The following is a 25,651-nucleotide window of genomic DNA, read 5'->3' as shown; positions in this document are numbered from 1 at the left end:
TTTGCAGTCCAGAGGGGTTGATTGTGCGCAGCGCTATCGCGATACGGCCGGCGGCTGTCCGGTGATCGGGACGTCAAACCGAACCGGATGGGTGAACTTGGCCCGCAGCAACGCCCCGACCTCCGCGAGGGCCAGCCGGCCCCGCGCGGTGGCGTCCGAACGCATGAGGAAGCCGTGGTACATGCCGGGATAACGGGTGACGGTGGTCTGCACTCCGGCGTCGCGCAGCCGGTCCGCGTAGCGCTCACCCCAGTCCCGGATCGGGTCGCACCCCCCGGTGACCACGATCGCCTGCGGCAGGCCCGACAGATCGGCCGCATACGCCGGGACCAGATACGGGTCCGTGGGCGGCCCGCCGTCGCCGTCGGCCAGCGCATGCATGAACTCGATGTCGTCGCGGGCGAGCAGCGGCGCGTCGGGCATCGAAGCGATCGAGGCAACGGACATGTCGCGGTCCAGGCCCGGATACAGCAGCACCTGCGCACAGATGGCCGGTCCGTGGCGGTCGCGGGCGGCCAGCGCCACTGCCGCCGCGAGCGCGCCGCCGGCGCTGTCGCCGATGACCGCGAGATGGTCGGCGTCGACGCCCAGATCGCCGGCGTTGCGCGACACCCATTCGGTGGCGGCGTAGGCGTCGTCGAACTGCGCGGGCGGTGGTGACTCCGGGGCGAGCCGGTAGTCCACGGCCACGACGGTGGCCGCCGACGCCGCGGCGAGCTCCCGCGCCAGCGGCTCGAACGAGCGGTTGGAGCCCATCACCAGCCCACCGCCGTGGAAATAGATCAGCACCGGCCCGCCGGTATCCGTTGTCGGACGGTAAATCCGGACCGGCGCACCGCCGGGTACCAGTTCCTCGGTGATGCCGGCCATCTCGGGCATGCCCGGCGGCAGCGGCGCGGATTCGAGTCCCGCGCGCACCGCGGCCAGGCCCCGTTGCCGCATCGGGGCGATCTCACCGAACGAGGCGATCCGGGCGGCCGCATCGGGATCCATTGGGGAAGCAGTCATTCGAAGCGGGTCGTGGTTCGCAGTCGCGGCGGTTGTTGCGCGGCAAGCACATTGGCCCGCTCGGTCATCGCCGCGCCGACGCTGTCGGGGTGGGTGTGCAGGTAGAAGCGGCCCTCGACGGACTGCCCGAAGATCCGCTCGGCGGCCTCCAGCGGATCCATGGATGCCGCCTTGATGCCGAGCATGGTCGAGCGGTGGGTTTCGGCGGCGGCCGCGTCGCCGGCCGCGCCCACGCCGCCCGCCGACTCGAAGATGTTGGAGCGCACCGGCCCCGGCAGCACGGCCTGGACGTGAATGCGATCGTCGTGCCCGGTGGCCTGGACTTCGAGGTGCAGACATTCGGTCAGCGACAGCACCGCGTGCTTGCTGACGATGTAGGGCGCCTGCAACGGCATCGCCACCACCGCGCCCACCGAGGCGATGTTCCACACCCACGCCTGCTCGCCGGTGGCCATCATCTTCGGCAGGAACGCGCGCACGCCGTGGAAAACACCGCTGACGTTGATGTCCATGATGCGTTGCCAGTTGGCCACCGGGGTGTCCCACAGGTACCCGAATTGTTCGATGCCGGCGTTGTTCACCAGCAGGCGCACCGGCCCGACGTCGCGGTAGGCACGGTCGGCGAGGTCCAGCACGTCATCGGGGTCTCGCACGTCGCAGACGACGTCGTGCGCCGCGCCGCCGGCAGCGCACAACTCGTCGCGCAGCGCCGCGACGGCGCCCCCGTTCACGTCGGCCAGCACCACCGTCATGCCCAGCCGGCTGGCGTAGCGGGCCAGCCCGGCGCCGATGCCGGACCCGGCACCGGTGATGACCGCGACGCCGCCCCCGAAGGCTTCCCGAGCGTCCATGGCTAGGAGCCGGCGCCGCTTTCGGCGTGCAGTTCCGAGAGCAGGACCGAGTTGGTGGCGTCCAGGATCACGTCCATCTCGGTGAACTCCAGGCCTAGTGGGCCCGCGCCGCCGCGGCGGACGCCGACGTTGACCACCCCGCTGGAGACCGCGAACGGCACGAAGTTGGCGATCTGGTTGACGAAGATGTAGAACCGGGCGCGGGTGACGTCCCCGTCAACACCGACGCGGTGCACGTTGGTGGCGTGGTGGCGCAACGGGTACGGGCTCTGCTTGCGATGCTCCGACAGCCACTCCATCACCGCGTCGCGACCCGCGAGTTCCGGTGACATCAGCTCTTCGAAAGGGCTTGCGCCCGAATCGCTCCGGGTCAGGTAGCGCACATCCTCGGCGTAGCTGGCCGCCAGCTCGTCGTAGTGGGCCTCGTCATAGTGGTACCAGAAGGACGCAATGAACTCCTGCAATTCCGGCAGCGTGATGTCGTCGCTCATGGCGCCAGTCAACTCCCCCGTGGCCGCGATAAGACCGCCGATGCCCGGTCAGTGGAACACGGCCCGGGGTTCAGCCGGCGATCAACTGAACGCGTGCTGTTCGAGGCTGAAGCGCTCGCGTAGTAGGCGTTTGAGCAGCTTTCCGCTCGGGTTCTTGGGCAGCGCGTCGACGAAGAAGACCCGTTTGGGCGCCTTGAATCCGGCCAGATGCGCACGGCAGTGAGAGAACAGGTCGTCCTCGGTGAGCGTGACGCCGTCGCGCGGGACGACGGCGGCCACCACCGCCTCGACCCACACCGGGTGGGGCAGACCGAACACGGCGACCTCGTGCACACCGCGGTGGCGGTAGATGACTTCCTCGACCTCCCGGCTGGCCACGTTCTCGCCACCGGTCTTGATCATGTCCTTCTTGCGGTCGACGACGTGCAGCAGTCCGTGTTCGTCGTAGTAGCCCAGGTCGCCGGAGTGGAACCAGCCGCCCCTGAACGCCGCCGCGGTGCGCTCCGGATCGTTGAGGTAGCCCAGCGTCAAATGCGGGCTGCGATGGGCGATCTCGCCGACCGCCCCGGTCGCGACGGGGCGGTCGGCGTCGTCGAGGATGGCCGTTTCCACGTTGACCACCGGACGTCCGGCCGAACCGCCGTGCGCGTCCTGCTCGTCGGGGCCCAGGGCCGAGGCCAGCGGCGCCATCTCGGTCTGGCCGTAGAAGTTCCACAGCCGCAGGTTGGGCAGCCGCTCGCGGATCTCGCACAGGATTTCCGTCGGCATTGCCGAGGCGCCGTAGTAGCCCTTGCGCAGGCTGGACAGGTCCACCTGGTCGAACACCGGCGAGCGCAGGAGCGAGATCCATACCGTCGGGGGAGCGAAATAGTTGGTGACGCGGTGGCGCTCGATCGTGCGCAGTACGGCTTCGGGCTCGGGGCGCGGCAGGATGATGCTGGTCGCGCCCAGGTAGATGTCGGTGGCGAGGAAGTTGTCCAGCTGCGCGCAGTGATACAGCGGCAGCGAATGGATCTCGACGTCGTCGTGCGACATCTCGCCGGCGACGATGGTGCTGACGTATTGCCACATGAGGCTGCGGCTGGTGTGGATGGCTGCCTTGGGCCGGGATTCGGTTCCGCTGGTGTACATCAGCCGCAGGGGTTGGTCGTCATCGATGTGCGGGCTCGGGACCGGGGTGTCGGTCGTCAGCCAGTCGGCGAAATCCGCCCACCCGGGGACGCCCGGGTGGTCTTTCGGCGCCAGGGCGACCTTGGTCCTGACCACGCCGCCGCGCCGGATCGCCTCGTCGGCCGTCGGCGTCAGATCCGTTTCGACGACGAAGCCGCCGACCTGACTGTGGTCGAGGATGTAGGCGATTTCCTCGGCGGTCAGCATGAAGTTGATCGGGACCAAGACCACTCCGGCGCGCGCCGTCGCGAATGCCAGCACCGCGTACTGCCAGCAGTTGCGTGACAGGAGTCCCAGCCGGCTGCCGGGCCCAAAACCGCTGTCGTGCAACGCCGCCGCGGCCCGGTCTACCAGGTCGTCGAATTCGGCGAATGTCAGCGCGACGTCGTCGTCGATGATCGCGATCTTGTGCGGGTGCCGGCGGGCCGATCGCCGGGAGACATCGCCGAGCCCGTGGCTGCGCGCCCGTTCGATCATGACGTCGAGGTCATCGGACTGCATGCCGGTCACGGTAGGCGCCACGCCCGCGCGCGGGTCGCGCGCGTCCCGCTCAGTAGGCAGGGGCCTCCCCAGCCCGCTGGACCGCGCCGATACTCGGTGGCATGAGCTCTGGTGTCCCCGTCACGACCGCAAACGGATCGGCGCGCCTCGATCCCCACGACGTCGGTGAGCTGCGGGCCAACCTGCGCCAAGCGGATCCCGGGGTGCTCGTCGCGGTGCTGGCGCAGTTGACGGGGGATCCGGCCGTCGTCGAGCGGTTCGCGCCGAAAATCACCCATGTGCCCGACCCGCCGGAGCAGGCCGGCATCACCGACCCGGAGACGGCCGCGCAGCTCGTCGACGAGATCGTCACGGCGCTGCAGGCGCCGCGCCGGGCCGACGCGGTGCCCGCCGACGACCCCGACCTCTTCGCCCGCGTCGCCCCCGTCGCGCTCGGGGGAGAGGTCGGCCCCGAGTATCTCGGGCTGCTCCTCGAGCAGGGCGGATTCCAGCCGTCGCAACCGGTATTGCCGCGCACCGCAAAACTTCCCGCGGACTTTCGGGTTGTCATCATCGGTGCGGGCATTGCCGGCATCACCGCCGCGCTCGCGTGCGCGGACGCCGGTATCGACTACCAGATCATCGAGCGCAACGACGAGGTCGGCGGCACCTGGTACACCACCACCTATCCCGGCATCGGGGTGGACACGCCCTCGGCGTACTACTCGCTGTCGCGCGACATCAACGGAGACTGGTCCAGCTACTACCCGCAGGGTGCGGAGTATCAGTCCTACCTGGTCTCGGTGGCCGACAAGAACGACCTGCGCACGCGCACCCGGTTCGGCACCAAGGTGGAAGCGTTGTGGTGGGAGGAAGGGCGCCGGCAGTGGCAGATCCGATCGGTCGGCCCGGACGGTGCCCGCGACGTCAGCTACGCGAATGTGGTGATCCCGGCGGCGGGATACCTCAACCGGCCGCGTTGGCCGGAACTGGCCGGCCGCGAGTCGTTCTCGGGCGTTTCGATCCATTCCGCACAGTGGGATCCCGAGCTGGATCTCACGGGCAAGAGGGTCGCGATCATCGGGGCCGGCTGCACCGCGGTCCAGATCGTCGACGCCTGCGTGGACCAGGTCGCGCACATGACGGTGTTTCAGCGCCAGCCGCACTGGGTCGCGCCGCGACGGCGAGCATCCGACGATGTTCCCGCCTACCGGCGGTGGCTGGGGACCCGGCTGCCGTACTACGCCAATTGGGTTCGGCTCAAGTCCTACTGGGGGACATCGGACAACAACTACCCGGTGATCCTGCATGACGAGCAGTGGGCGGCCGAGCATCTGTCGATTTCGCCGGCCAACGACGTGCTGCTGCAGATCTGCCTCGACTACATCCATCGCGTGTTCGGCGCGGGCAGCGAGCTCGCCCGCAAGGTCACGCCGGACTTCGCCCCCTACGGCAAGCGGATCATCCGCGATCCCGGCGGCTACTACGCGGCGCTGGCCCGCGAGCACGTGGACGTCGAGGCCAGCGAGCCGGCCAGCGTCAACGCGGCCGGGATCGTGACGGCCGACGGCAGGCAGATCGACCTCGACGTCATCGTCTACGCGACCGGCTATTACCTGGATTTCCTTGCCACCGTGGATATTCGGGGCTGCGACGGCAAGAAGCTGACCGACGAATGGGGCGACTCACCCCGGGCCTACCGCGGCGGGATGGTGCCGGGATTTCCGAACCTGTTCATTTCCTCGGCCCCCAACTACAGTCCGGGCCACGGCGCGGGGCACAACTTTGGTGTCGAGGTGATGGTGCACTACGTGATGGAATGCTTGCAGTTGATGGCGCTGCGCAAGGCCACCAGCCTGGAGGTGACGCAGCGCGCCTACGAAGACTACGTCGCCCGCATCGATGCGACCATGGCCGGCACCGTGTGGCGCCACACCCCGTCGGCCCACACCTACTATCGCTCGGGCGACCGCATCGTGATCGCCTTCCCCTACCGCCTGGTCGACTTTTGGCGCGACCACCGCGCCCCGGTCGAAGAGGATTTCGAGCTGCGATGAGCGACGGCTTGCTCTGCGGCAAAACGGCTTTGGTCACCGGCAGCAGCCGGGGCATCGGACGGGCGGTCGCGCAGCGGCTGGCCGCCGAGGGGGCCACCGTGGCGGTGACCGCACGGTCGCACACGCCCTCCTCGTCGACGCGGGCCGGAACGACGACCTCCCTGCCCGGCACCATCGGAGAGACGGTGGAGCTGATCGAGGCCGCCGGCGGCTCGGCATTCGGCATTGCGGGCGACCTCGAGGATGCGCACCTGCGCGACGGGTTGGTCGACGCGGTCCTGGACCGCACCGGCCGCATCGACATCCTGGTCAACAACGCCGGTTTCGCCGACTACGCGTTGGTCGAGGACATGAGCCTGGAAACGTTCGACCGTACCGTGGAGCACTACGTGCGGGTTCCGTTCCTGCTGACGAAATCGGCGGTGCCGCATATGCGTAACCAAGGCGCGGGCTGGATCGTCAACATCGGCTCGGTCACGGGAGTGGCACCGGTCCGGCCGTACCGGGAATACAACAAGACCTCCGGCGACGTGATCTACGCGTCCATGAAAGCCGCCCTGCACCGGTTCACCCAGGGTGTGGCCGCCGAGCTGCTGGACGCCAACATCGCGGTGAATTGCGTCGGTCCGTCGACGGCGGTCCGCACTCCCGGTGCCGCGCAACTGATCCCGGACTCCTTCCCGACCGAGCCGGTGGAATATTTGGCCGAGACCGTGCTGGCGATGTGCCATTTGCCGGCCGCGCAGCGCACCGGGTTGGTCGCGTTCAGCCTGCACTACCCGTGGTCGCAGCAACTGCCGGTGCACAGCCTGGACGGGACAAACGTGCTGCCCCCGTTGGAGCCGCCGGCGACCGCCAATCCGAACATTCTTCCCGCGGGTATTTGATGCGGCCCCCGCGCCCGCGTGTGTTGCCGGTCAGGCCGGTGTGTGCTCGGCTCCCTTGGCCAAGGCGGTAGCCATTCTGGGCATGCTCGCGCGCAGCATCAACCAAATCAACGGCCCGGCAAAGGGAATCCGCGGGCGAAATGTCGCCCGCCAGACAATGAGCGATCCGCCGGCTCGCTCGTCGATGTGAACATCGGCGCGATGATCGGTGACCGGGATCCCGGAGACGATGCGATACGCGTGGTGGTGCGGGCCGTCGTCAATCAGGATTTCCTCGCGCATGGTCAAGCCGCTGACGACGATTCGGCGGACGGCTCCCTCCCGGGTGCCGCGAGTTCCCGCCCCCTCCCAACTGGCGCTGCGCGCTCCGGGCAACCAATCCGGCCATCGCTCGACGTCGATGAGGAGCCCGTAGACGATCTCGGGCGGCGCGGCGCATGCCCGCTCGAAACGAATTGAGTAGTGCATCGGTGGATTATCCATCGGGCCGAAGAACGGCCGCGTCGCTCTGGCAGAAACTGTGGCAGACGCGATCGCGCACGATGACGTCGGGACATTCGGGGTCGAACCAACGATCCACCACCGCCCAGTGGATCGGATGCATGAGATACGGGCCCATCAACCCGTCTGCGTCGGTGAAGAGCTGTTCGAACACGTGGGTCCACCCCGAGTCACCGGTCGCCTCGTCGACCCTGCTCAGCTGCCAGTCGGTGATGGTGCGCACGTACCGCGGCATCAGTCGCAGGTCGGCCTCGAACCGGGCGACGGTGGCCTCGTCGGTGCCGGGCGCCGCCCGCAACAACAGCGCCCGGTACACGGTTGCTGGCTCGTCGCTGGCGTGCACGGGCGTTCCGGAGTAGGCCGCGCCGTTTACCCGGCTGACAGCGGGGTCGTCCAAGATCTCACCGAAAGATGCCGCCGCGCAATCCCAGTGCGCCTTCGAGGCGAAGCGCAGATGCGCCAGGATGTCGCCGCCGTTGCGCGAGCCGGGCAGCGTCGGTTGCACCACCGATCGCAGTGCTCCGGCGCCGGAAGCCGCGTCACGCAATGCCGCAACCATACGGTCGCGGTCGGCGTCGGCGACGTCGATCAGTCGCGTGACGCTATACATCGCACAGCCCGTTGACGTCGCCGGCGGCCGCGGCGAAGGACCGGGACCGCTCGGTCACCAATCCGTCGATTCCAGACCACCATTCGCCCAGCGCCGGATCGGGTCGGCCTTTCCAGGTCATCTCCCACCACGCCCGGGCGCTGGGCAGGGCCCAGGTCACCGTGATGACGTTCGTGTCGTCCTCGAACCAGATGGGCGGGCTCACCAGGACGTTGCGCAAAGTCATGCCGCGTTCGCGCGCGCCGGGGGCGTATTCGGCGAGGTAGGCGTCGACGAATCGGCGGGCACACCCGGGCCGCGTCACCACCCGGTCGATCACGAAGACTTCGCCGTCGGCCATGAACCGACCGTAGGGCACCGGTGCGGCGCGGCGCGGCGGACTCCCGGCCATCGGGAACCTCCCGTTGACCGTCGCCGGGCGCGAGGTAAGGGTGGCCGCATGAGCGCAGTGCCCCCCGACCCGTTCGCCCCCGCGGTCCTGGGGCCGCTGACGTTGCGCAACCGGGTGATCAAGGCCGCCACGTCCGAAGGCCGGTCGCCGCACGGGCTGGTCACCGATGATCTGATCGAGTTCCACCGCGCCTTCGCCCGGGGCGGCGTCGGCATGACGACCGTCGCGTACTGCTGTGTGGCGCCCGAGGGTGCCAGCGCACCCGGACAGATCGTGATGAGCGAGGCGGCCCTGCCAGGCCTGCGGAAGCTGACCGACGCGGTCCACCAGGACGGCGCGGCGATCTCGGCACAGCTGGGCCACGCCGGTGTGGTGGCGCAGAAGAAGCTGACCGGCGTCACCCCGATGGCGCCGAGCAGGTTCATAAACCCCGCTTCGATGGGTTACTGCCGCGGGATCACCCGCACCGAAATCGCGCGGGTGACTGACCAATTCGGCGCCGCCGCCCGGGTGGCCGCCGAAGCGGGCTTCGATGCCGTGGAACTGCATTTCGGCCACCTATACCTGCCGAGCTCGTTCTTGAGTCCGTTGATCAACCGGCGCAAGGATGAATACGGCGGCGACATCGACAACCGGTCACGGTTCTGCCGCGAGATCGCCCGCCGCGTGCGCGACGAGATCGGCGACCGCATCGCCGTAACCGCCAAGCTCGACATGGACGACGGCGTACCCGGCAGCATCTGGGTCGCCGAAGCGCTGCGCACCGCGGCGCTGCTCGATGCTGACGCAGTGCTGGATGCGATCGAATTAACCCAGGGCTCGTCGGTTTTCAAGCCCATGTACCTGTTTCGCGGTGACGTCCCCGTCAAGGAGTTCGCCCAGGTCATGCCGCAGCCCATGCGCACCGGGATCCGCTTCATCGGGAAGTGGGCGATGGGTGATTACCCCTACCGCGATCTCTACATGCTGGAGAATGCCCGCCAGTTCGTCCCGGTCATGCGCAACACCAAGCTGATCCTGCTGGGGGGCATCACCAATCGCGAACACGTCGAGACCGGCATGCGCGAGGGCTTCGAGTTCGTCGCGATGGGGCGGGCGCTGCTCCGCGAACCGGACCTGGTCTCCAGGATGATCGCTGATCCGGCCGCACGCAGCCGGTGCACCCACAACAACAAGTGCATGGTCACCGTGTTCGGGCGGACTCATTGTGTGCTCGACCCGGGACAGCGTTATGGTTCAGCAGATCCGTTGCGTGCCAAGGGGTTACCGCTGCAACAGAGCGGCTAGGGCCACGGTCGCCTCTTTGCGCGCCCGGTGCGCGATGTCGAGCATCGGCATCGTCATAAACCCATGGATTCCGCCCTCGTAGCGCAATTGCACCGTCGGCACGCCCGCCGCCTCGAGCGCGGCACCGAAGGCCAATCCCTCGTCGCGCAGCGGGTCGTGGCCGGCGACCACCATCACCGCGGGCGGGAGTCCGCGCAGGTCGGCGTTCAGCGGGGTGGCGTAGGGATGCGCGCGGTCCTCGACCGAGGGCACGTAGCAATCCCAGTACCACCGCAGCGCCGGCTCCGGGTTGTAGTAGCCCCGGCCGAACAGCCGATAGGACTCGGTGCCGAAATCCGCCGCGATGACGGGGTAGAGCAGCAGTTGGGCCGCGGGCGCCGGGCCGCCGCGGTCGCGGGCCATGATCGCGGTCACCGCGGCCAGGTTGCCGCCGGCGCTGTCGCCGCCCACCACCAGCCGCTCGGGGTCGGCGCCCAGCGCGGCGGCGTTGTCGCGGGCCCAGCACGCCACGGCGTACACGTCCTCGGCAGCCGCCGGCCACGGGTCCTCCGGGGCCAACCGATAGCCGACCGAAACCACAACGGCGGGAACGAGGTTGGCGAGATTGCGGCACAGGCCGTCGTGGCTGTCCAGGTCACAGAACACGAACCCACCGCCGTGGGCGTACACGACGACGGGGAGCGGCCCCGGAGCCTCGGGCCGGTATACGCGCACCGGGATCGGGCCGCCCTGACCCTCGACGGAGCGATCGGAGACCTCGGCGACGGTCTCGGGCCGGGCCGGCGGCACCATTCTGGACCGAATGAGCGCGCGGGCCTCGGCACCGCTCATCTCCTGAACGGGTGGGAACCCCCGATCGAAATCCTCGATGATCCCCGCGATCTGCGGATCGAGGCTCACGCGTACTGCAGGGCGGGTCGAGCCGGCCGCAGCGGACGCATCGGCTGCAGGGTGGGTGCGACGCGCTGCGGGCCGTCCTCGACGTTGCGCCAGATGCGCATCGCCGTCATCCGCACCGGTGCGGCGAGGCGCTGATCGAACATCATGCGACTCATCGGGCCGCACACCGACACCGCCGCCATGACTTCGCCGGCGTCGCCGGGGCCGCCTCCGATCGGGGCCGCGACGCAGCCGAATCCGAGCAGCGACTCCTCACGCTCGAAGGCGACGCCGTGGGCGCGCACCTTGGCCAGCTCGACGGCGAGCTGCGCGCCGGTGGAGATCGAATACTTGGTCTTGCGCACGCTCAGGTCGAGTTCGGCGTCCTCGTCGCGGTAGGCCAGCATCGCCTTGCCGACGGCCGTGCAGTGGGCGGGCTGCCGGCCGCCGACACGCGTCGGGATCCGCTGGTCGCCGATCTTGTCCAGGTAGACGACGTCCGGCCCGTCCAGCACGGCGAGGTGCACGGCCAGCCCGGTGGCGCGGTGCAATTCGCCCAGCAGCGGCCCGGCCGCCCGCACCAGGCGGTCCTGGTGCACGGCCAGCGAACCCAGCTCCACCAGCCGCATGCCCAGCTCGTAGTCGCGGCCGCTGCGGCGCAGCCAGCGCAGCTGCACCAGGCGCTCGAGCATCCGGTGCGCCGACGAGCGGGGCAGGCCGGTGCGGCGGACGATCTGGGCCAGCGTCAGCCGGCCCGGGCCCTCGAAGGCGTCCAGGACCAGCGAGATGCGGTCGATGACGGCGGTCGGAGTTTCGACAGGCGCTGACATATAACCTCCTGGCTGGCATATTCCTATTAGGAATATAGTTCTAGCACACGGGTGTGGTCGCTGTCACATGACACGCGCAAAAAGAATCTCAGCCGCGGGCGGCGGAGCGGCCCGCGCGGCGGCCATAGAAGCTGCCGTCGCCCAGCGAGACGCCGCTGGCGTAACCCCAAGCGGCCAGGCCGGCGGTGCAGCGTCCCGCCGCGAACAGGCCCGGGATGGGCTCCCCGCTCACGTGCAGCACCTCGGCGTCCAGCGTGGCGGCCAGCCCGCCCAACGTGAACCCGCCGGTGTTCTCCCGCAGGTCGATCGCGCCGACGGGCGAGCCGATCGGCCTGATCCACTCCGGCTTCTTGTGCAGCAACGGGTCCTCGCCGCGGGCGGCGCCCTCGTTGTAGGCGGCGACGGTCGCCTGCAGCGAACCGGGCGCCAGGCCCATGTCGCGCTCCAGGTCGGCCACGGTCTCGGCCACCCAGGTCGCCGGCCGCAGCATGAACTTCGGCGACCACGAGGCCATCGCCTCCTGCTGGGCGTCGTCGTCGATGATCAGGTAGGCGACGTTGTCCTGCTGGTAGAGGGTGAGCTGCCCGATCCGGCCCGGGTAGGTGTCCTCGGCGACGTAGCGCTGCCCGCGGCCGTTGACCAGGATGCCGCGCACCAGCTGCTGGGGGTCGACGAAGATCGCGACCTCGGTGGCGTCCATGTGGGCGAGGTCGGCGCCCAGCGCCTGGGCCATCCGGATCGCCTGCCCGTCGTGCTGCTCGATCGACGCGGCCGGGCGCCCGGCGATGCGCGGCGCGTAGCGCGCGACCATCGCATCGTTGTAGGCGAAGCTGCCGGTCGCCAGCACCACCCCGGTGCGCGCCCGGATGGACATCTCGTCGCCGTACCGGCGCGCGCGGATGCCGACGACCCTGCCGTCGGACTCCACGATCAGCCGCTGCACCCGCACGTCGTACAGCGCCCGCGCGCCGGCCGCCGTGGCCGTCTCGACGAGCGGCTTCATCAGCATGTAGCCGGCGCTGGCCTCGCCCTGCTTCTTGTTCTGCATCTGCGGGACGTGCCCGCGCGGGGCGGGGGTGGCGATGGTGTTGAACGGGAAGGAGTTCTCGCCACCGCTGTACATCAGCCCCTGGTCGCCCATGGGCTCCCAGCCGGGCTCGGAGAAGAACTCCGCCTTGAACGGCACGCCGCAGCCGACCAGCCACTCGAAGTGGGCGACGCTGCCGGCGCAGTAGTCGGCGATCCTGTTCTCGTCGGCGCCGGGGCCCATCGCGACGTTGAGGAACGCCGCCATGTTGTCGACGGAATCGGTGAAGCCGCAGGCCTTTTGCAACTCGGTGCCGCCGCCGAGGTAGATGAACCCGCCGGCCATCGCCGCCGCCCCGCCCCAGGAGCCGGTGCGCTCGAGGACCAGGACGTCGGCGCCGGAGCGGGCGGCCTCGACGGCGGCGGCCGCGCCGGCGACCCCGTAGCCGGCGATGACGACGTCGGCCTCGGCGTCCCACGACGTGACCGACGATGCCGCGACCGGCGTGACGTCGGGCTCGGGTGTCACAGCCGCATCGCCGCGGGCATTTCGCCGCACCACTGGTGGCCCCAGTAGCTGTCGGCGGTGATTTCCTCTGCGGTGTAATAGGTTTCGTCGACGCGCATCCCGTCGGTGCCGAATTCGATGTCCCAGTCGCCGGGGGCGCGGACATAGAACGACACCATCTTGTCATTGGTGTGGCGCCCGAGGGTGGACGAGAGCTGGAAGCCCTCGGCGTTGACCCGGTCCAGTGCCTGCCCGACGGCGTCGAGGGTGTCGACCTCGACCATGATGTGGACCAGGCGCGGGTCGCGCTGGTGTGCGGCGGGCACGATCGCCAGGCTGTGGTGGCGCTCGTTGATGCCCAGGAACCGAACCCGAACGGGCCCAAACTCTTTGGGCAGCGGCACCCGGAACGCGCCGCGGGCGCGGAATCCCAGCACCTCGGTGTAGAAGTCGAACAGCCCGTTGGGGTCCATCGCGGGCACCACCACGTGGCCCATGCCCTGGTCGCCGGTGACGAATCGCGCCCCGAACGGGGTGACGACCGGGCTGTGGTCGAGCACCGCGCCGTGGAACACCTCGAGCGTGGTGCCGGCGGGATCCTCGAACGTGATCACCTCTTCGACGCGGCGGGCCTCGGCCTCGTCGGTGGAGAGCTGCTTGTAGGCCACGCCGGCCCCGTCGAGGGCGGCCTGCACGCGCTGCAAGGCCGGGTGGTCGCGCACCTCCCAGCCGACGGTGAGCACGCGGTCGGTCTCACCGGGCACCACGATGAGCCGGGCCGCGCGTTCGTCCATGCGCAGGTACAGCGCCGACGGGTCGGGACCTTTCCCCTCGGCGAAACCCAGCACGCCGAATGCGAAATGCCGCCATCGTTCGATGTCGTTGGTCGAGATGGTGATGTAGCCAAGGCTTTTCAGGTCAGTCAAGGCCGTGCTCCTAAATCAGGGCCCGCAGCGGGCCCTCGGGCGGTTCGATGCCCAGCGAGCTGAGCGCCGACGCGTGGTAGACGGTGCCCGGGACGTGGATCGCGTGCATCTGGCCGACGTGCACGTCGCGCCAGTAGCGCTGCAGCGGCTTGTCCATCCGCGACGCGTTGCCGCCGGAGCGGGCGAAGATCTCGTCGACGGCCGCCACGGCGCGCCACACCGCGCGCACCTGGGTGCGGCGGCCGGCCGCGCGGTCGGCGAACGACACCTCCTTGCCGGCGGCGACCATGTCGTAGATGCGGTCGACGTTGGCCAGCAGTTCCTGGCGGGCGGCGTTGATGTCGGCGGCGGCCTCGCCGATGGCGTGCATGACGTACGGGTCGTCCTTGATCGCTGTTCCGGTGGCGCCCACCCGCTCTCGCTGGTAGTCCAGGTGCGCCGCCAGCGCGCCCTCGGCGATCCCGATCGTCGCCGCCGAGATGCCCAGCGGGAACATCGTCGACCACGGCATCAAATACAGCGGCTCGGTCATGCCGGCCTCGCGCTGGGCGGTGCCGTCCATCACCTTCGTCGCGTCCATGGTGCGGTAGCTCGGCACGAACGCGTCTTTGACGATGACGTCCTTGGAGCCGGTTCCGCGCAGCCCCACCACATTCCACGAGTCCTCGACGATCTCGTAGTCCTTGCGCGGCAGGATCATGTGCAGCATCTGGGGCGGCATCAGCGGGATGCCCTTGTCGTCGCCGAGCATGGCGCCCAGGATGATCCAGTCGCAGTGGTCGGTGCCGGAGCTGAACTGCCACCGGCCGTTGAAGAGGTAACCGCCGTCGACCGGTTTGGCCACGCCTTGTGGCGCGTAGGGCGACGCCATCCACGTGTCGACGTCGTCGGCCCAGATCTCGGCGGGCACCTTCGGGTCGGCGTAGGCCAGCTGGTAGGGGTGCACGCCCACGACGCCGACGATCCAGCCGGCGGCCGGATCCAGCGCCGCGGTGGCCATCACGGTCTCGGCGAACTCGCGGGGGTGGACCTCGAAGCCCTGGTATTGCCTGGTCTGCAGCAGCCGGATCAGGCCGGCGCCCTTCATCAGCTTGACGGTGTCGTCGGTGAGCCGTCCGATGCGCTCGGCATCCACCGCCTGGTCGCGCAACTGGTCCGCCATCGCCAGGACCCGGTCGAGTACCCGCTCGCTCATGGTGTTTGTCCTTAACTGGTAGGTGCGTAGTAATGGTCTACCGCAGTTCGCGCCGAACCCGAAGCCGTTCCCGGTCAGCGGACGCAAATAGTCCGGTGACCGGGAGGGGGAGGCGGCCACGGAACCAGGCACCCCTACCGTGTGTGCTTGTGAGCAACGCCGACCCGCAACCCCTCGACGTCATCGTGGTCGGCGCGGGCTTCGCCGGCCTGTACGCGCTGCACAGGCTGCGCGCCCAGGGGCTGTCCGTGCTCGTGGTGGAGGCCGCGCCGGAGCTGGGCGGCACCTGGTACCACAACCGGTATCCCGGCGCGCGCTGCGACGTGGAGAGCGTCGACTACTGCTACTCCTTTTCCGACGAGCTGCAGCAGCAGTGGGACTGGACCGAGAAGTACGCCACCCAGCCCGAGATCCTGCGGTACCTCAACTGGGTCGCCGACAGACTCGACCTGCGCCGCGACATCGCGTTCGGCACCCGCGTCACCTCCGCCGCGCTCGACGAGACGACGCTGCGCTGGACGGTGCGCACCGACGACGGACGGGCGTTCTCGGCGCGGTTCTGCGTCATGGCCACCGGCCCGCTGTCGGCCGCGCTGACGCCGGCTTTCCCCGGCCTCGACACCTTCGCCGGCGAGACCTACCACACCGCGCACTGGCCCCACCGCCACGTCGACTTCACCGGCAAGCGGGTCGCGGTGATCGGCACCGGATCGTCTGGCATCCAGTCGATTCCGATCATCGCCGAACGGGCCGAGCACCTCCATGTCTTCCAGCGCACGCCGAACTACAGCGTCCCGGCGGGCAACAAGCCGTTGTCGGCCGGGGAGCTCGACGCGATCAAGGCCGGCTACGCCGAGAGGCGCCGGCTGTCGTGGCGCAGCGGCGGCGGGTCACCGCACATCACCGCCGAGAAACCCACCATGGAGTACACCCCCGAGGAACGCCGCGCCGCGTTCGAGAAGCGCTGGGAGTTGGGCGGCGTGCTGTTCTCCAAGACGTTCCCGGACCAGCTGACCGATCTCGCGGCCAACGACGAGGCCCGCACGTTCTACGAGGCCAAGATCCGGGCCGTGATCGACGACCCCGCGGTGGCCGACCTGCTGATCCCCACCGACCACCCGATCGGCACCAAGCGAATCTGCACCGACAGCAACTACTTTCAGACGTTCAACCGGCCCAACGTCTCGCTAATCGACGTGCGCGCCACCCCGATCGAATCCGTCGACGCCACCGGGATCACCACCGCCGGCGGGCACTACGACCTCGACATGATCGTGCTGGCAACCGGTTTCGACGCGCTGACCGGCGCACTGGCCGGCATCGACATCGCCGGGCGCGGCGGCGTGAGCCTGCGCGACGACTGGGCGCACGGGCCGCGCACCTACCTGGGGCTGGGCGTCGACGGGTTCCCGAACCTGTTCCCCATCTCGGGGCCGGGTGCCCCGGCGGTGCTGGCCAACATGGTGCTGCACGCCGAGGCGCAGGTGGACTGGGTGGCCGCGGCCATCGGCCACCTCGACGATCACGGTTACGCCGCCATCGAGGCCACCGGCGACGCGGTGGACGGCTGGGGCGCGGAGTGCGCCCGGCGCGCCGAGGCCACGCTGTTCACCAAGGCGAACTCCTGGTACATGGGCGCCAATGTGCCCGGAAAGCCAAGGGGCTTCATGCTGTTCGTCGGCGGGTTCGCGACGTACAACGACATCTGCGCCGAGGTCGCCGCCGCCGGATACAAGGGCTTCGATCTGCTGAAGGCGCCGCGATGACCGGATTGCGCGGCAAGGTGGTGGTGGTCACCGGCGCCGCCCGCGGCACCGGGCGCGTGCACTGCCAGCGCTTCGCCGACGAGGGCGCCGACGTGATCGCCCTCGACGGGCCCGCGGCCGCCGACGAATTGCGCGGCACCGCAACCGAAGTCGAAGACCGGGGCCGGCGGTGCGCGACCGGCCTGGCCGACGTCGGCGACCTGGCGGCCGTCACCGCCGCCGTCGACGCCGGCGTCGCCGCACTGGGGCGCCTCGACGTCGTCATCGCCAACGCCGGCATCCACCTGGCCGGTGCGCCGTCGTGGGAGCTCGACCCGCGGGACTGGCAACGCACGCTCGACATCAACCTCACCGGCGTCTGGCACACCGTCAAAGCATCCGTGCCGCACATGCTTGACCGGGAAGGCGCCGACGGTGGTTCGGTCGTCATCATCAGCTCCACCAACGGACTTCGCGCCACCGCCAACACCGCCCACTACACCGCCAGCAAGCACGCCGTGGTCGGGCTGGCGCGCACGCTGGCCAACGAACTCGGCCCGCGCAAGATCCGGGTCAACACCGTCCACCCCGGCGCGGTCGCGACCCCGATGGTGCTCAACGAGGCGATGTTCTGCAAGCTGCGCCCCGACCTGGACAACCCCACGGCCGCCGACGCCGCGGAGGTGCTCATGGCGCGCAACCTGCTGCCGGTGCCGTGGGTGGAACCCGTCGACGTGGCCAACGCCGTGGTGTTCCTGGCCTCCGACGAGGGCCGCTACATCACCGGCACCCAGCTCGTCGTCGACGCCGGACTCACCCAGAAGACGACGTGACCGGGCGGCTGGCGAACAAAGTCGCGTTGATCACCGGCGCCGCGCGGGGCATCGGGCGGGCCCAGGCCGTGCGGTTCGCGCAGGAGGGCGCCGACATCGTGGCGATCGACGTGTGCGCGGCGATCGACACGGTGATCATCCCGCCCAGCACGCCGGCCGACCTCGAGCAGACGGCGGCCCTGGTCGCCGCGGCGGGCGCGGGCGTGCACACCGAAATCGTCGACGTGCGCGACCTCGCCGGTGTGCAGGAGGCCACCGACCGCGGCGTCGAGCGGTTCGGGGGACTGGACGTGGTGTGCGCGACCGCCGGAATCACCTCGCGCGGGGCGGCGGTCGAGCTCGGCGAAAGCGCCTGGCGCACCATGCTGGACGTCAACCTCACCGGCGTCTGGCACACCTGCCGCGCCGGCGCGCCGCACCTCATCGCGCGCGGCGCCGGGGCGATGATCCTGACCAATTCGATCGCGGGCCTGCGCGGGCTGGTCGGCGTCGCGCACTACACGGCCGCCAAGCACGGCGTGGTCGGCCTGATGCGCAGCCTGGCCAACGAGCTTGCGCCGCACAATGTTCGGGTGAACTGCATCCACCCGACCAATGTCGACACCCCGATGATCCAGAACGACGCCGTCAGCAGCGCGTTCCGCCCCGACCTGGACCGCCCGCCCACCCGCGCCGAATTCGCCGAGGCGGCCCGCAACATGAACATGCTCGGGGTGCCGTGGGTGGACGCTGCCGACGTCGCCAACGCCGCGCTGTTTTTGGCCTCCGACGAGGCCCGCTACATCACCGCGGTGACCCTGCCCGTCGACGCGGGCGCCACCCAACGCTGAGGAGACTCACATGACCGATGTCGACGACGTGGCGGCCCGGCTGCGCCGGCTCGAGGATGAGCGCGACATCCGGCAGCTGATCGCGTCGTACGGTCCGGCGGTCGACGCCGGGGACGCCGACGCGGCCGCAAACCTGTGGACGAGCGACGGCGTCTACGACGTCGACGGCTGGCGGATGGAGGGCCGGGCGGCGATTCACGCCATGGTGGCCTCGGACGCCCACCAAAAGCTGGTTGCCAAGGGATGCTGCCACTTTCTCGGGCCCTGCGTGGTGGCGGTCGCCGGTGACGAGGCGGAGGCGGTATGCGAGTCGCTGGTCCTCGTCCGCGACGGTGACGGGTACCGGGTGTGGCGCGCCACCGCGCACCATTTCGCGCTGCGGCGCATCGACGGCCGGTGGCTGATCGACGTCCGCACCAGCGGGGTGCTCGACGGCAACCCCGACGCGCACGCGCTGCTGACGAAAGCTCGCTAGCGGGACAGAAAGCCGAGCACCGTGCTCTCGAATGCCTCCTTGGCCTCGATCATGGCCCAGTGCCCGGAGTTGGGGAAGATGTGCAGCTCCGCGTTGGGAATGGTGCGCATCGGGATGAGCGCCATGTCGGGCGGGCTCACCCGGTCGTCGCGGCCCCAGGTCAGCAGGGTGGGCGCGGTCAGCTTGTGCATCGCCGCCCACGGCAGGGGCCGGTCCGAGGCCGCCATCGCGGCGTTCATCCCGGCGAACGCCGCCTTGCCGTACATCCGGCGGGCGGCGTCCAGCGCCGTGGGATCGGTCGCGAGTTGCCAGCGTTCCTCGATCAGTTCCTCGGTGACCAGGGCCTGGTCGTAGACCATCGACTTCAGCCAGTCGACGAGCCGCTGCCGGGTCGGGTCCTCGACGAACTCCTGCAGCAGCCGGATGCCCTCGCTGGGGCTGGGGCTGAAGATGTTGGTGCCGATGCCGCCGATCGTCACCAGCCGGCCGACGCGGTCCGGGTGCTGGGTGGCGAAGTTGATGCCGACGCCGCCGCCCATCGAGTTGCCGACGATGTGCGCCTTGTCGACGCCGAGGGCGTCCAGGAACGGCGACACCGCGCCGAACGCGGTGATCATCGGGTGGCCGCCGAGGTCGTCGGTGACCCCGAAGCCGGGAAACTCGAGGATCAGGCAGCGGAAGTGCTCGGCGAACGTGGGCAGCACGCCGCGAAAGTTGCGCCAGCCGGTGACCCCGGGGCCGGAGCCGTGCAGGAACAGCAGCACCGGGCTGGAATCGGGGCCGCAGTCGTAGTAGCGCAAAGCGCCCTTCGGGGTGCTGATTTCGCGCAGGTCTTGCTCGACCGTCGCCGCAGAAGTGTTTGCCACGGATGCCACCCTGCCATGCCGCCGCGGCGTCGAGGCGGCGGGGCGCTCAAGCTCACTGCGCCGAGCGCCGGGCCATCGTCGAATCCGGCGCCGCCCAGTCCGTCGACACCTTGCGGTGCCTGATCAGCCAGGTCCCGCCGTCGGGCGCCAGGACGTCGCGATAGCGACCGAAATGGTCCAGCCCGACCTGCGTCACCACGGTGAAATACGACGACACCTCCGCCCGCTCGGGCGACAGGGCGGTGAACAACACGTTGGTGAGGTTGTGCCGGACGACGGGCTTGACGCCTGCCGCGAGGCTAGCGCCGGCGGCCACCTGCCCGGTGACCCCGCCGAGGAACGACGCGATCTCGGTGCGCCCGCGCAGCGGCTCCTGCTCGCGGATCTCGAGAACGCCGTCGGCGCAGAACGTCTCCGCCAGGCCATCGATGCGCCCCGCATCACCCGACCAGTTGTACCGCGCCAGCGTGTCCCGGATCTGCTCACGGGCAACCAATTCCCACATCTCCACCGTCGTGACTCCACACCTCCCCTCGCGAAAGTGCAACTACCGACGCATCGCCCGAGAGGCGGTGTCGGTAGGCGCACTCTCGCGGAGCTTATTCGACGCGATACGGCCGAAAGCCGTGCCGGGCCACCGGCGTGACCCCGTTCAGGTCGAAGACGGCGATGAGGGCCCGCAACAGGGCGGGGGACCAATCGTCGAAGGGCTGCGCGTCCATGCGATCGAGCAATTCACCGCGCAGGTGGTCGATGGCCGTCGGTCGCTGGTCGTCGCTCATGTCATCGACGACGCTAGGAGCGACGCCGCAGGCTTGTACAGCCAACTGGGCGGATTCACATGTCATTCAGGCCGAATCGCGGGCGGGAATGAATCGCCGCGCGGGGCGGTATAACAACGCATGAAACTCAACGCCGCGGCGCGAGACCTCATCGGCAGGGGCGCCGACGCCACGCTGGTCACCCTCAATCCCGACGGCAGCCCCCAGGTGAGCCTGGTGTGGGTCGCGTTGCGCTCGACGCCCGACGGCGACGAACTCGTCAGCGCGCACCTGGCCGAGCACAAGAAGGTCCGCAACGTCCGCAACGACCCCCGCGTCGCCGTCACGATCGTGTCGCCCAACGGGTCCGGCGCCGGCATGCGGCCCTACCTCTCGCTCACCGGAACCGCGCGAATCGTCGAGGGCGGCGCGCCCGAGCTGCTGCGTGAGCTCAACCCGGTCCTCGGCGACCCGAACATGAACTTCCCGCCGGCCGACGCGCCGCCGGGTTTCCTCACCCGCATCCGCGTCGAGAAGGTCGGCGGCATCGGCCCCTGGGCATCCTGACGCCGGAATTTCACCACTTCCGCGACGGGCGGTAGCGGAATACAGTGGGTGGATGAAACCCGGCGATGACGGCAGGCACGTGCGCACCTGCCCACTGTGTGAAGCCATGTGCGGCTTGGAGATTCACGTCGACGGCGGGAAAGTCACCGGCATTCGCGGCAACCGCGACGACGTCTGGAGCCGCGGACATATCTGCCCCAAAGGTGTGTCACTTGCGGCGCTGCACGACGATCCGGACCGCATCCGCCAGCCCATGGTCAAGGTCGACGGGAGCTGGCGGGAAGTCAGCTGGGACACGGCGTTTCGGCGCTGCACCGAGCTGCTGGCACCGGTGATCGCCAAACACGGCATCGGCGCGGTCACCGCCTACACCGGCAACCCGCTGGCGCATTCGTTCTCGCTGGCCCGCTACACGGGCGTGCTGCTGGGCATGTCGGGGATGCCGATCACCTACTCGCCGGGCACCGTCGACCAGTGGCCCAAGAACCTGTCGTCGCATCTGATGTACGGCGGCTGGTGGACGTTCCCCGTGCCCGACATCGAGCGCACCGACCTGCTGGTGATCATGGGCGCCAACCCCGCCGCCTCGCAGGGCTCGTTGCTGGCCGCCCCCGACGTCATGGGTTTGATCGGCGCGATCCGCAAGCGCGGCAAGGTGATCGTGGTCGACCCGGTGCGCACCCAGACCGCGGCCCAGGCCGACGAGTGGCTTCCCATCGTCCCGGGCACCGACGCGGCGCTGCTACTTGCGGTGGCCCACACGCTCTTCGACGAGGGGCTGATCGATCCCGGCCCGCACGTCGACGGCGTCGACACCATGCGCCGGGTCGCCGCCGACTGGCCGCCGAGCCGGGTCAGCGCCGTCACCGGCATCGACGAAGACCGCATCCGCGCGCTGGCCCGCGAACTCGCCGGCGCCGAACGCTCCGTGGTGTACGGCCGAATTGGCCTGTGCAATCAGGAGTTCGGCAGTTTGGCCAGCTGGCTGGTCGACGTGGTCAACATTTTGACCGGGCATTTCGACACCCCGGGCGGGGCGATGTTCCCGCGGGCGGCGGCGTGGTCGATCACCACCCAGCCGCTGCCCGGCCTGGAGGGCGGCCTGCCCGAATTCGGCCGCTGGCGCACCCGGGTGCGCGGCGCCAAAGAGGTGCTGGGTCAGGCGCCGGTGTCGTGCATGGCCGAGGAGATCGCCACGCCCGGCGAGGGTCAGCTCAAAGCGTTGATCACGGTGGCCGGCAACCCGGTGCTGTCCACGCCCGGCGGCGACAAGCTCGACGAGGTGCTGCCGATGCTGGAAGCGATGATCTCCGTTGACCTTTGGCTCAACGAGACGACGCGCCACGCCGACGTGATCCTGCCCGGCCTGTCCCCGCTCGAGCAGCCCCACCACGACGACCTGATCCTGCAGTTCGCGATCCACAGCATCGCCAACTACTCGGCTCCGGTGTTCGACCCCGGCGACCGCCCGCACGAATGGGAGATCCTGATCCGGCTGACCGGCCTGTGCACGGGCACGCCGGCCGAGGACGTCGACGTGGCCGCCATCGACGACGGCTTCTTCGACTACCTGGCGTTCACCCGCGGGGTCGACGGGGCGCAGATCCGCACGCTCTACGAGCACGGCGGGCCCGAGCGGATCCTGGACCTCACGCTGCGCACCGGCCCGTTCGGGGACCGCTACGGCGACAACCCCGGCGGGCTCACGCTGGAGCTGCTCAGGGCCAACCCGAACGGCATCGACTTCGGGCCGATGGTGCCGCAACTGCCCGACATCCTCGGCACCCCCGACAACAAGATCCGGCTCGCCCCGCAGTACCTGCTCGACGACCTGCCGCGGCTGGCGGCGCGCCTCGAGCGCCCCGCCGAGCCGCTGGTCCTGGTGAGCCGCCGGCACCTGCGGTCGAACAACACCTGGCTGCACAACGTTCCCGCGCTGATGAAGGGCAAGGACCGGTGCACGCTGCTGATCCACCCCGACGACGCGGCGCGCTGCGGCGTGGCCGACGACGACGTCGTCACCGTGAAGTCCGAGGCCGGCGAGATCACGGTGCCCGTCGAGGTCACCGACGCGATCATGCCCGGGGTGGTGTCGATGCCGCACGGCTGGGGACACGGCAAGCCGGGCACCCGGATGTCGGTGGCCAACAACTCCCCGGGGGCCAACACCAACGCGCTGTCACCGCCGGCGTTCGTCGACGAGCCGTCCGGAAACGGTGTCCTGAACGGCATTCCGGTGACGGTGATGGAGGACCAGGCGCGGTTCCGGGTCGCCGAGCCCAGCCGCTAGGGCGCGATCGGGCGGTTCGTCCACTGCCGGTCGGGCCGGCGCGTCGACCGGAACCATCCGCCCGCCGCGCCGGTGCCGCCGTCGGTGGGGATGGTGTGGCCGGTGACGAACCCGGCCAGGTCCGAGGCCAGGAACAGGATCACGCGGGCCTGGTCCTCGGGCAGTCCCATCCGCCCGGCCGGGACCCACTGCGGCCACTGCGCCTGCTCCTCGGCGGACAGCCACCGCGAATAGGGCACCTGCAGTGACTCGGTGACGTCGGGGCCGATCGCGTTGACCCGGACCCCGTCGCGGCCCACCTGCACCGCGAGGCTGCGGGTGAAGTGGATGACCGCCGCCTTGAACGCGGCGTAGACGGGGTCCTCGGGGTAGCCGCGCAGCCCCTCGACCGACGAGACGTTGACGATCGCCCCGGCCCGCCGCTCGAGCATCGCGGGCAAGAACGCGTGGGTGACGAGGAATACGTGGTGGAGGTTGATGCGGTACAGGTCATCCCACAGCTGCGGGTCGGTGTCGACGAAGTCGCCGGGGTGGCGCAGCCAGTGGCCCACGTTGTTGACCAGCACGTCCACCCGTCCGTAGCGGTCCAGCACCGCGTGCGACAGGCGGGTGACCTGGCCCGCGTCGCGCACGTCGGTCGTGATCGCCAGGCCCGAGGCGCCCGACGCCGTGATCTCGTCGGCCACCCGTCGGGCGAGGCCGTCGTCAACGTCGGCGATGACCACGCGCGCGCCGTGCCGGGCGAACAGGAGCGCGGTGGCGGCGCCGATGCCGCCACCGCCCCCGGTCACCACCGCGACCCGGTCGGCCAGCAGCGCGGGCGTGCCGGGTGTCTGTCCCATCGTCATATCTTGGGCCACCCGGCGCGCTTCCCCGGCGGTACCCACCTTTTCCCGACACAAACAGTGACGAAGGCGACATTTGCCGCGGATTTGCTGGTCGTTTTCCCCGATCGACGGCGGGTATCCGCCAGATCTATAGGAGTTGAATGCGAATGGTTATCAGGGCAGAGTCCGAACGCTTGTTGCCAAGCCAGGCGATGAATCGGCGATTTCACCACCGCCACAGCGCCCAGTCGTTTGCTGTGTCATTGGCGAGCCGGTTGATCGTGAAGAACGTGGTGCGCGCGTGGGCCGTTCAGCCGAATTTCCACTGGCCCTTCCAATACGTGGACGGGCTGGCGGGATTGGTGCCGCAATTCGGTTCCGCCGCCCACATCGAGCCGGTACGGCTCGACGACTGCGCGGCCGAGTGGGTCCGCGCGCCCGGCGTCTCCTCCGAACGCGCGATCCTTTACTTGCACGGCGGTGCGTTTATCACCTGTGGCCTCAACACGCACCGGTCCATGGTGACCCGGCTGTCGAAGGCGGCCGACGCCGGCGTGCTGGCCGTCGAATACCGCAAGTTGCCCACCCACGAGATCGCCGACGCAATCGAGGACGGGCTGAGCGGGCTGCGCTGGCTGCTGGACCGCGGGTACGACGGCGACACTATGGTCGTGGCCGGCGACTCGGCCGGGGGATACCTCGCGTTCATGACCACGTTGGCCGCCATCCGCACCGACCTGGTCCGGCCGGCCGCGGTCGCGGCGATCTCGCCGTTCACCGACGCCGACCCCGCCCGCAAGCTCGGCCACCGCAACGCGCGCCGGTGCTCGATGTTCACCCGCGGGGCGTTGTCGATGTTCGCCCGCTACCTCGGCGAGGCCCGGGTCCCGACGGGCCGCGGAGGAAAGACCCGTCGCATCGAGTCACCGGTGGACGCCGATCTCGGCGAGCTGCCCCCGGTCACCATCCACGCCAGCCGCGACGAATTGTTGTTGCCCGACGCCGAGCTGATGGCCGAACGGTTGCAGGACAGCGGCGTCCGTTGCGAACTGCATTTGTGGGACGGCCAAATTCACGACTTCCCGTTGGCGGCCGACGTCCTCCCGGAGGGCCGGCAGGCCATTCGCTACATCGGTGACTTCATCAAAAGGGTCACCGACGAGAGCCGCGGTTTGCCGGACAATTGGCGGCGCTCGGCCAAGCGCCGTGCCGCCCACCTGTCCGCCGCGGCGGGATAACCCGGGACCCGCAAGCCGGTAAGCAATTCGGCGTTAGCTCGGCACGTCGGGCGGCCGCGACGGCGGTGAATGGCGGCGACGACTTGGGCTGCAATCGGGGCTAGAGCCAGGACAGGCCGATA

26 protein-coding genes are annotated in these 25,651 nt (G+C 69.6%); 10 read left to right on the top strand and 16 right to left on the bottom strand.

Annotation, left to right across the window (positions count from 1 at the left end; genetic code table 11):
* Positions 1-33: 33 nt before the first annotated feature.
* The 4 genes from AC5Y4Z_RS21050 to AC5Y4Z_RS21035 form a co-directional block, all read right to left on the bottom strand.
* Positions 34-1,008, bottom strand: a complete 975-nt coding sequence (locus AC5Y4Z_RS21050; RefSeq protein ID WP_499966705.1) for an alpha/beta hydrolase — start codon at positions 1,006-1,008, stop codon at positions 34-36.
* Positions 1,005-1,859: an SDR family NAD(P)-dependent oxidoreductase gene (locus AC5Y4Z_RS21045; RefSeq protein ID WP_499966704.1), complete on the bottom strand. Its 855-nt coding sequence runs from the start codon at positions 1,857-1,859 to the stop codon at positions 1,005-1,007. Before AC5Y4Z_RS21045 ends, AC5Y4Z_RS21050 begins: the two co-directional genes overlap by 4 nt.
* Positions 1,860-1,861: 2 nt before the next feature.
* Positions 1,862-2,350: a nuclear transport factor 2 family protein gene (locus tag AC5Y4Z_RS21040; protein ID WP_499966703.1), complete on the bottom strand. Its 489-nt coding sequence runs from the start codon at positions 2,348-2,350 to the stop codon at positions 1,862-1,864.
* Between the two features lie 81 nt (positions 2,351-2,431).
* A complete protein-coding gene (locus AC5Y4Z_RS21035; protein ID WP_499966702.1) occupies positions 2,432-4,030 on the bottom strand; it encodes an acyl-CoA synthetase in 1,599 nt (532 codons plus the stop codon).
* A 92-nt stretch (positions 4,031-4,122) separates the two neighbouring features.
* Between AC5Y4Z_RS21035 and AC5Y4Z_RS21030 the strand changes: the two genes are divergently transcribed.
* Both AC5Y4Z_RS21030 and AC5Y4Z_RS21025 read left to right on the top strand, forming a co-directional pair.
* Positions 4,123-6,057 carry a flavin-containing monooxygenase gene (locus AC5Y4Z_RS21030; RefSeq protein WP_499966700.1) on the top strand — a complete coding sequence of 645 codons (1,935 nt, stop codon included), beginning with the start codon at positions 4,123-4,125 and terminating at the stop codon, positions 6,055-6,057.
* Positions 6,054-6,944, top strand: coding sequence for an SDR family NAD(P)-dependent oxidoreductase (locus AC5Y4Z_RS21025; RefSeq protein WP_499966699.1), 891 nt, complete (start codon positions 6,054-6,056; stop codon positions 6,942-6,944). The genes AC5Y4Z_RS21030 and AC5Y4Z_RS21025 overlap by 4 nt, the downstream gene beginning before the upstream one ends.
* A gap of 30 nt (positions 6,945-6,974) precedes the next feature.
* Here the strand turns inward: AC5Y4Z_RS21025 and AC5Y4Z_RS21020 are convergent, their stop codons facing one another.
* The 3 genes from AC5Y4Z_RS21020 to AC5Y4Z_RS21010 are packed head-to-tail and all read right to left on the bottom strand — an operon-like array spanning position 6,975 to position 8,395.
* Complete coding sequence (locus tag AC5Y4Z_RS21020) at positions 6,975-7,427, bottom strand: SRPBCC family protein (protein ID WP_499966698.1); 453 nt, start codon at positions 7,425-7,427, stop codon at positions 6,975-6,977.
* Positions 7,420-8,055: a Dabb family protein gene (locus AC5Y4Z_RS21015; protein WP_499966696.1), complete on the bottom strand. Its 636-nt coding sequence runs from the start codon at positions 8,053-8,055 to the stop codon at positions 7,420-7,422. Before AC5Y4Z_RS21015 ends, AC5Y4Z_RS21020 begins: the two co-directional genes overlap by 8 nt.
* Complete coding sequence (locus tag AC5Y4Z_RS21010; protein WP_499966695.1) at positions 8,048-8,395, bottom strand: hypothetical protein; 348 nt, start codon at positions 8,393-8,395, stop codon at positions 8,048-8,050. The genes AC5Y4Z_RS21015 and AC5Y4Z_RS21010 overlap by 8 nt, the downstream gene beginning before the upstream one ends.
* 99 nt (positions 8,396-8,494) lie before the next feature.
* Between AC5Y4Z_RS21010 and AC5Y4Z_RS21005 the strand changes: the two genes are divergently transcribed.
* The gene (locus AC5Y4Z_RS21005) at positions 8,495-9,733 is read left to right on the top strand and encodes an NADH:flavin oxidoreductase (protein WP_499966694.1); all 1,239 of its coding nucleotides are present in this window, start codon (positions 8,495-8,497) and stop codon (positions 9,731-9,733) included.
* Here AC5Y4Z_RS21005 and lipP1 read toward each other — a convergent pair.
* From lipP1 to AC5Y4Z_RS20980, 5 genes are all read right to left on the bottom strand, one after another.
* Positions 9,710-10,633 (bottom strand): LipP1 family hormone-sensitive lipase, encoded by a 924-nt coding sequence (gene lipP1 / locus AC5Y4Z_RS21000; RefSeq protein WP_499966692.1) that lies wholly within the window; start codon positions 10,631-10,633, stop codon positions 9,710-9,712. The two genes, AC5Y4Z_RS21005 and lipP1, sit on opposite strands and share 24 nt — an antisense overlap.
* Positions 10,630-11,442 (bottom strand): IclR family transcriptional regulator, encoded by an 813-nt coding sequence (locus AC5Y4Z_RS20995; protein ID WP_499966690.1) that lies wholly within the window; start codon positions 11,440-11,442, stop codon positions 10,630-10,632. The genes lipP1 and AC5Y4Z_RS20995 overlap by 4 nt, the downstream gene beginning before the upstream one ends.
* An 88-nt stretch (positions 11,443-11,530) precedes the next feature.
* Complete coding sequence (locus AC5Y4Z_RS20990; protein WP_499966689.1) at positions 11,531-12,997, bottom strand: FAD-dependent oxidoreductase; 1,467 nt, start codon at positions 12,995-12,997, stop codon at positions 11,531-11,533.
* Complete coding sequence (bphC, locus tag AC5Y4Z_RS20985) at positions 12,994-13,902, bottom strand: biphenyl-2,3-diol 1,2-dioxygenase (RefSeq protein WP_499966688.1); 909 nt, start codon at positions 13,900-13,902, stop codon at positions 12,994-12,996. The genes AC5Y4Z_RS20990 and bphC overlap by 4 nt, the downstream gene beginning before the upstream one ends.
* A gap of 10 nt (positions 13,903-13,912) precedes the next feature.
* Positions 13,913-15,097, bottom strand: a complete 1,185-nt coding sequence (locus tag AC5Y4Z_RS20980; protein ID WP_499966686.1) for an acyl-CoA dehydrogenase family protein — start codon at positions 15,095-15,097, stop codon at positions 13,913-13,915.
* A gap of 149 nt (positions 15,098-15,246) precedes the next feature.
* Here AC5Y4Z_RS20980 and AC5Y4Z_RS20975 point away from each other — a divergent pair, with 149 nt between their 5' ends.
* The 4 genes from AC5Y4Z_RS20975 to AC5Y4Z_RS20960 are packed head-to-tail and all read left to right on the top strand — an operon-like array spanning position 15,247 to position 18,980.
* Complete coding sequence (locus AC5Y4Z_RS20975; RefSeq protein WP_499966684.1) at positions 15,247-16,863, top strand: flavin-containing monooxygenase; 1,617 nt, start codon at positions 15,247-15,249, stop codon at positions 16,861-16,863.
* On the top strand, positions 16,860-17,675 hold the full coding sequence (locus tag AC5Y4Z_RS20970; RefSeq protein WP_499966682.1) for a mycofactocin-coupled SDR family oxidoreductase: 816 nt from the start codon (positions 16,860-16,862) through the stop codon (positions 17,673-17,675). Before AC5Y4Z_RS20975 ends, AC5Y4Z_RS20970 begins: the two co-directional genes overlap by 4 nt.
* The gene (locus AC5Y4Z_RS20965) at positions 17,672-18,505 is read left to right on the top strand and encodes a mycofactocin-coupled SDR family oxidoreductase (RefSeq protein WP_499966681.1); all 834 of its coding nucleotides are present in this window, start codon (positions 17,672-17,674) and stop codon (positions 18,503-18,505) included. The genes AC5Y4Z_RS20970 and AC5Y4Z_RS20965 overlap by 4 nt, the downstream gene beginning before the upstream one ends.
* A 10-nt stretch (positions 18,506-18,515) precedes the next feature.
* Entirely contained in the window at positions 18,516-18,980 is a 465-nt protein-coding gene (locus tag AC5Y4Z_RS20960) for a nuclear transport factor 2 family protein (protein ID WP_499966679.1), read from the top strand.
* On the opposite strand, the gene AC5Y4Z_RS20955 is transcribed toward AC5Y4Z_RS20960, so the two are convergent.
* The 3 genes from AC5Y4Z_RS20955 to AC5Y4Z_RS20945 all read right to left on the bottom strand — a co-directional run bounded on the left by AC5Y4Z_RS20955 (position 18,977) and on the right by AC5Y4Z_RS20945 (position 20,628).
* Positions 18,977-19,846, bottom strand: coding sequence for an alpha/beta fold hydrolase (locus AC5Y4Z_RS20955; protein WP_499966677.1), 870 nt, complete (start codon positions 19,844-19,846; stop codon positions 18,977-18,979). The two genes, AC5Y4Z_RS20960 and AC5Y4Z_RS20955, sit on opposite strands and share 4 nt — an antisense overlap.
* Positions 19,847-19,898: 52 nt before the next feature.
* Complete coding sequence (locus tag AC5Y4Z_RS20950) at positions 19,899-20,357, bottom strand: nuclear transport factor 2 family protein (protein ID WP_499966676.1); 459 nt, start codon at positions 20,355-20,357, stop codon at positions 19,899-19,901.
* An 88-nt stretch (positions 20,358-20,445) separates the two neighbouring features.
* Positions 20,446-20,628, bottom strand: a complete 183-nt coding sequence (locus tag AC5Y4Z_RS20945) for a hypothetical protein (protein ID WP_499966675.1) — start codon at positions 20,626-20,628, stop codon at positions 20,446-20,448.
* A gap of 120 nt (positions 20,629-20,748) precedes the next feature.
* Between AC5Y4Z_RS20945 and AC5Y4Z_RS20940 the strand changes: the two genes are divergently transcribed.
* Positions 20,749-21,174 (top strand): PPOX class F420-dependent oxidoreductase, encoded by a 426-nt coding sequence (locus AC5Y4Z_RS20940; RefSeq protein ID WP_499966673.1) that lies wholly within the window; start codon positions 20,749-20,751, stop codon positions 21,172-21,174.
* Positions 21,175-21,226: 52 nt separating this feature from the next.
* A complete protein-coding gene (locus AC5Y4Z_RS20935) occupies positions 21,227-23,464 on the top strand; it encodes a molybdopterin-dependent oxidoreductase (protein ID WP_499966671.1) in 2,238 nt (745 codons plus the stop codon).
* Here the strand turns inward: AC5Y4Z_RS20935 and AC5Y4Z_RS20930 are convergent.
* Positions 23,461-24,306 (bottom strand): SDR family NAD(P)-dependent oxidoreductase, encoded by an 846-nt coding sequence (locus tag AC5Y4Z_RS20930; RefSeq protein WP_499966669.1) that lies wholly within the window; start codon positions 24,304-24,306, stop codon positions 23,461-23,463. The two genes, AC5Y4Z_RS20935 and AC5Y4Z_RS20930, sit on opposite strands and share 4 nt — an antisense overlap.
* 152 nt (positions 24,307-24,458) lie before the next feature.
* Between AC5Y4Z_RS20930 and AC5Y4Z_RS20925 the strand changes: the two genes are divergently transcribed.
* On the top strand, positions 24,459-25,529 hold the full coding sequence (locus AC5Y4Z_RS20925; RefSeq protein WP_499966668.1) for an alpha/beta hydrolase: 1,071 nt from the start codon (positions 24,459-24,461) through the stop codon (positions 25,527-25,529).
* Positions 25,530-25,651 lie beyond the last annotated feature (122 nt).

It is taken from the genome of Mycobacterium sp. NGS63 (genome assembly GCF_059812295.1).
This window is presented reverse-complemented; position numbering and strand designations above follow the sequence as displayed.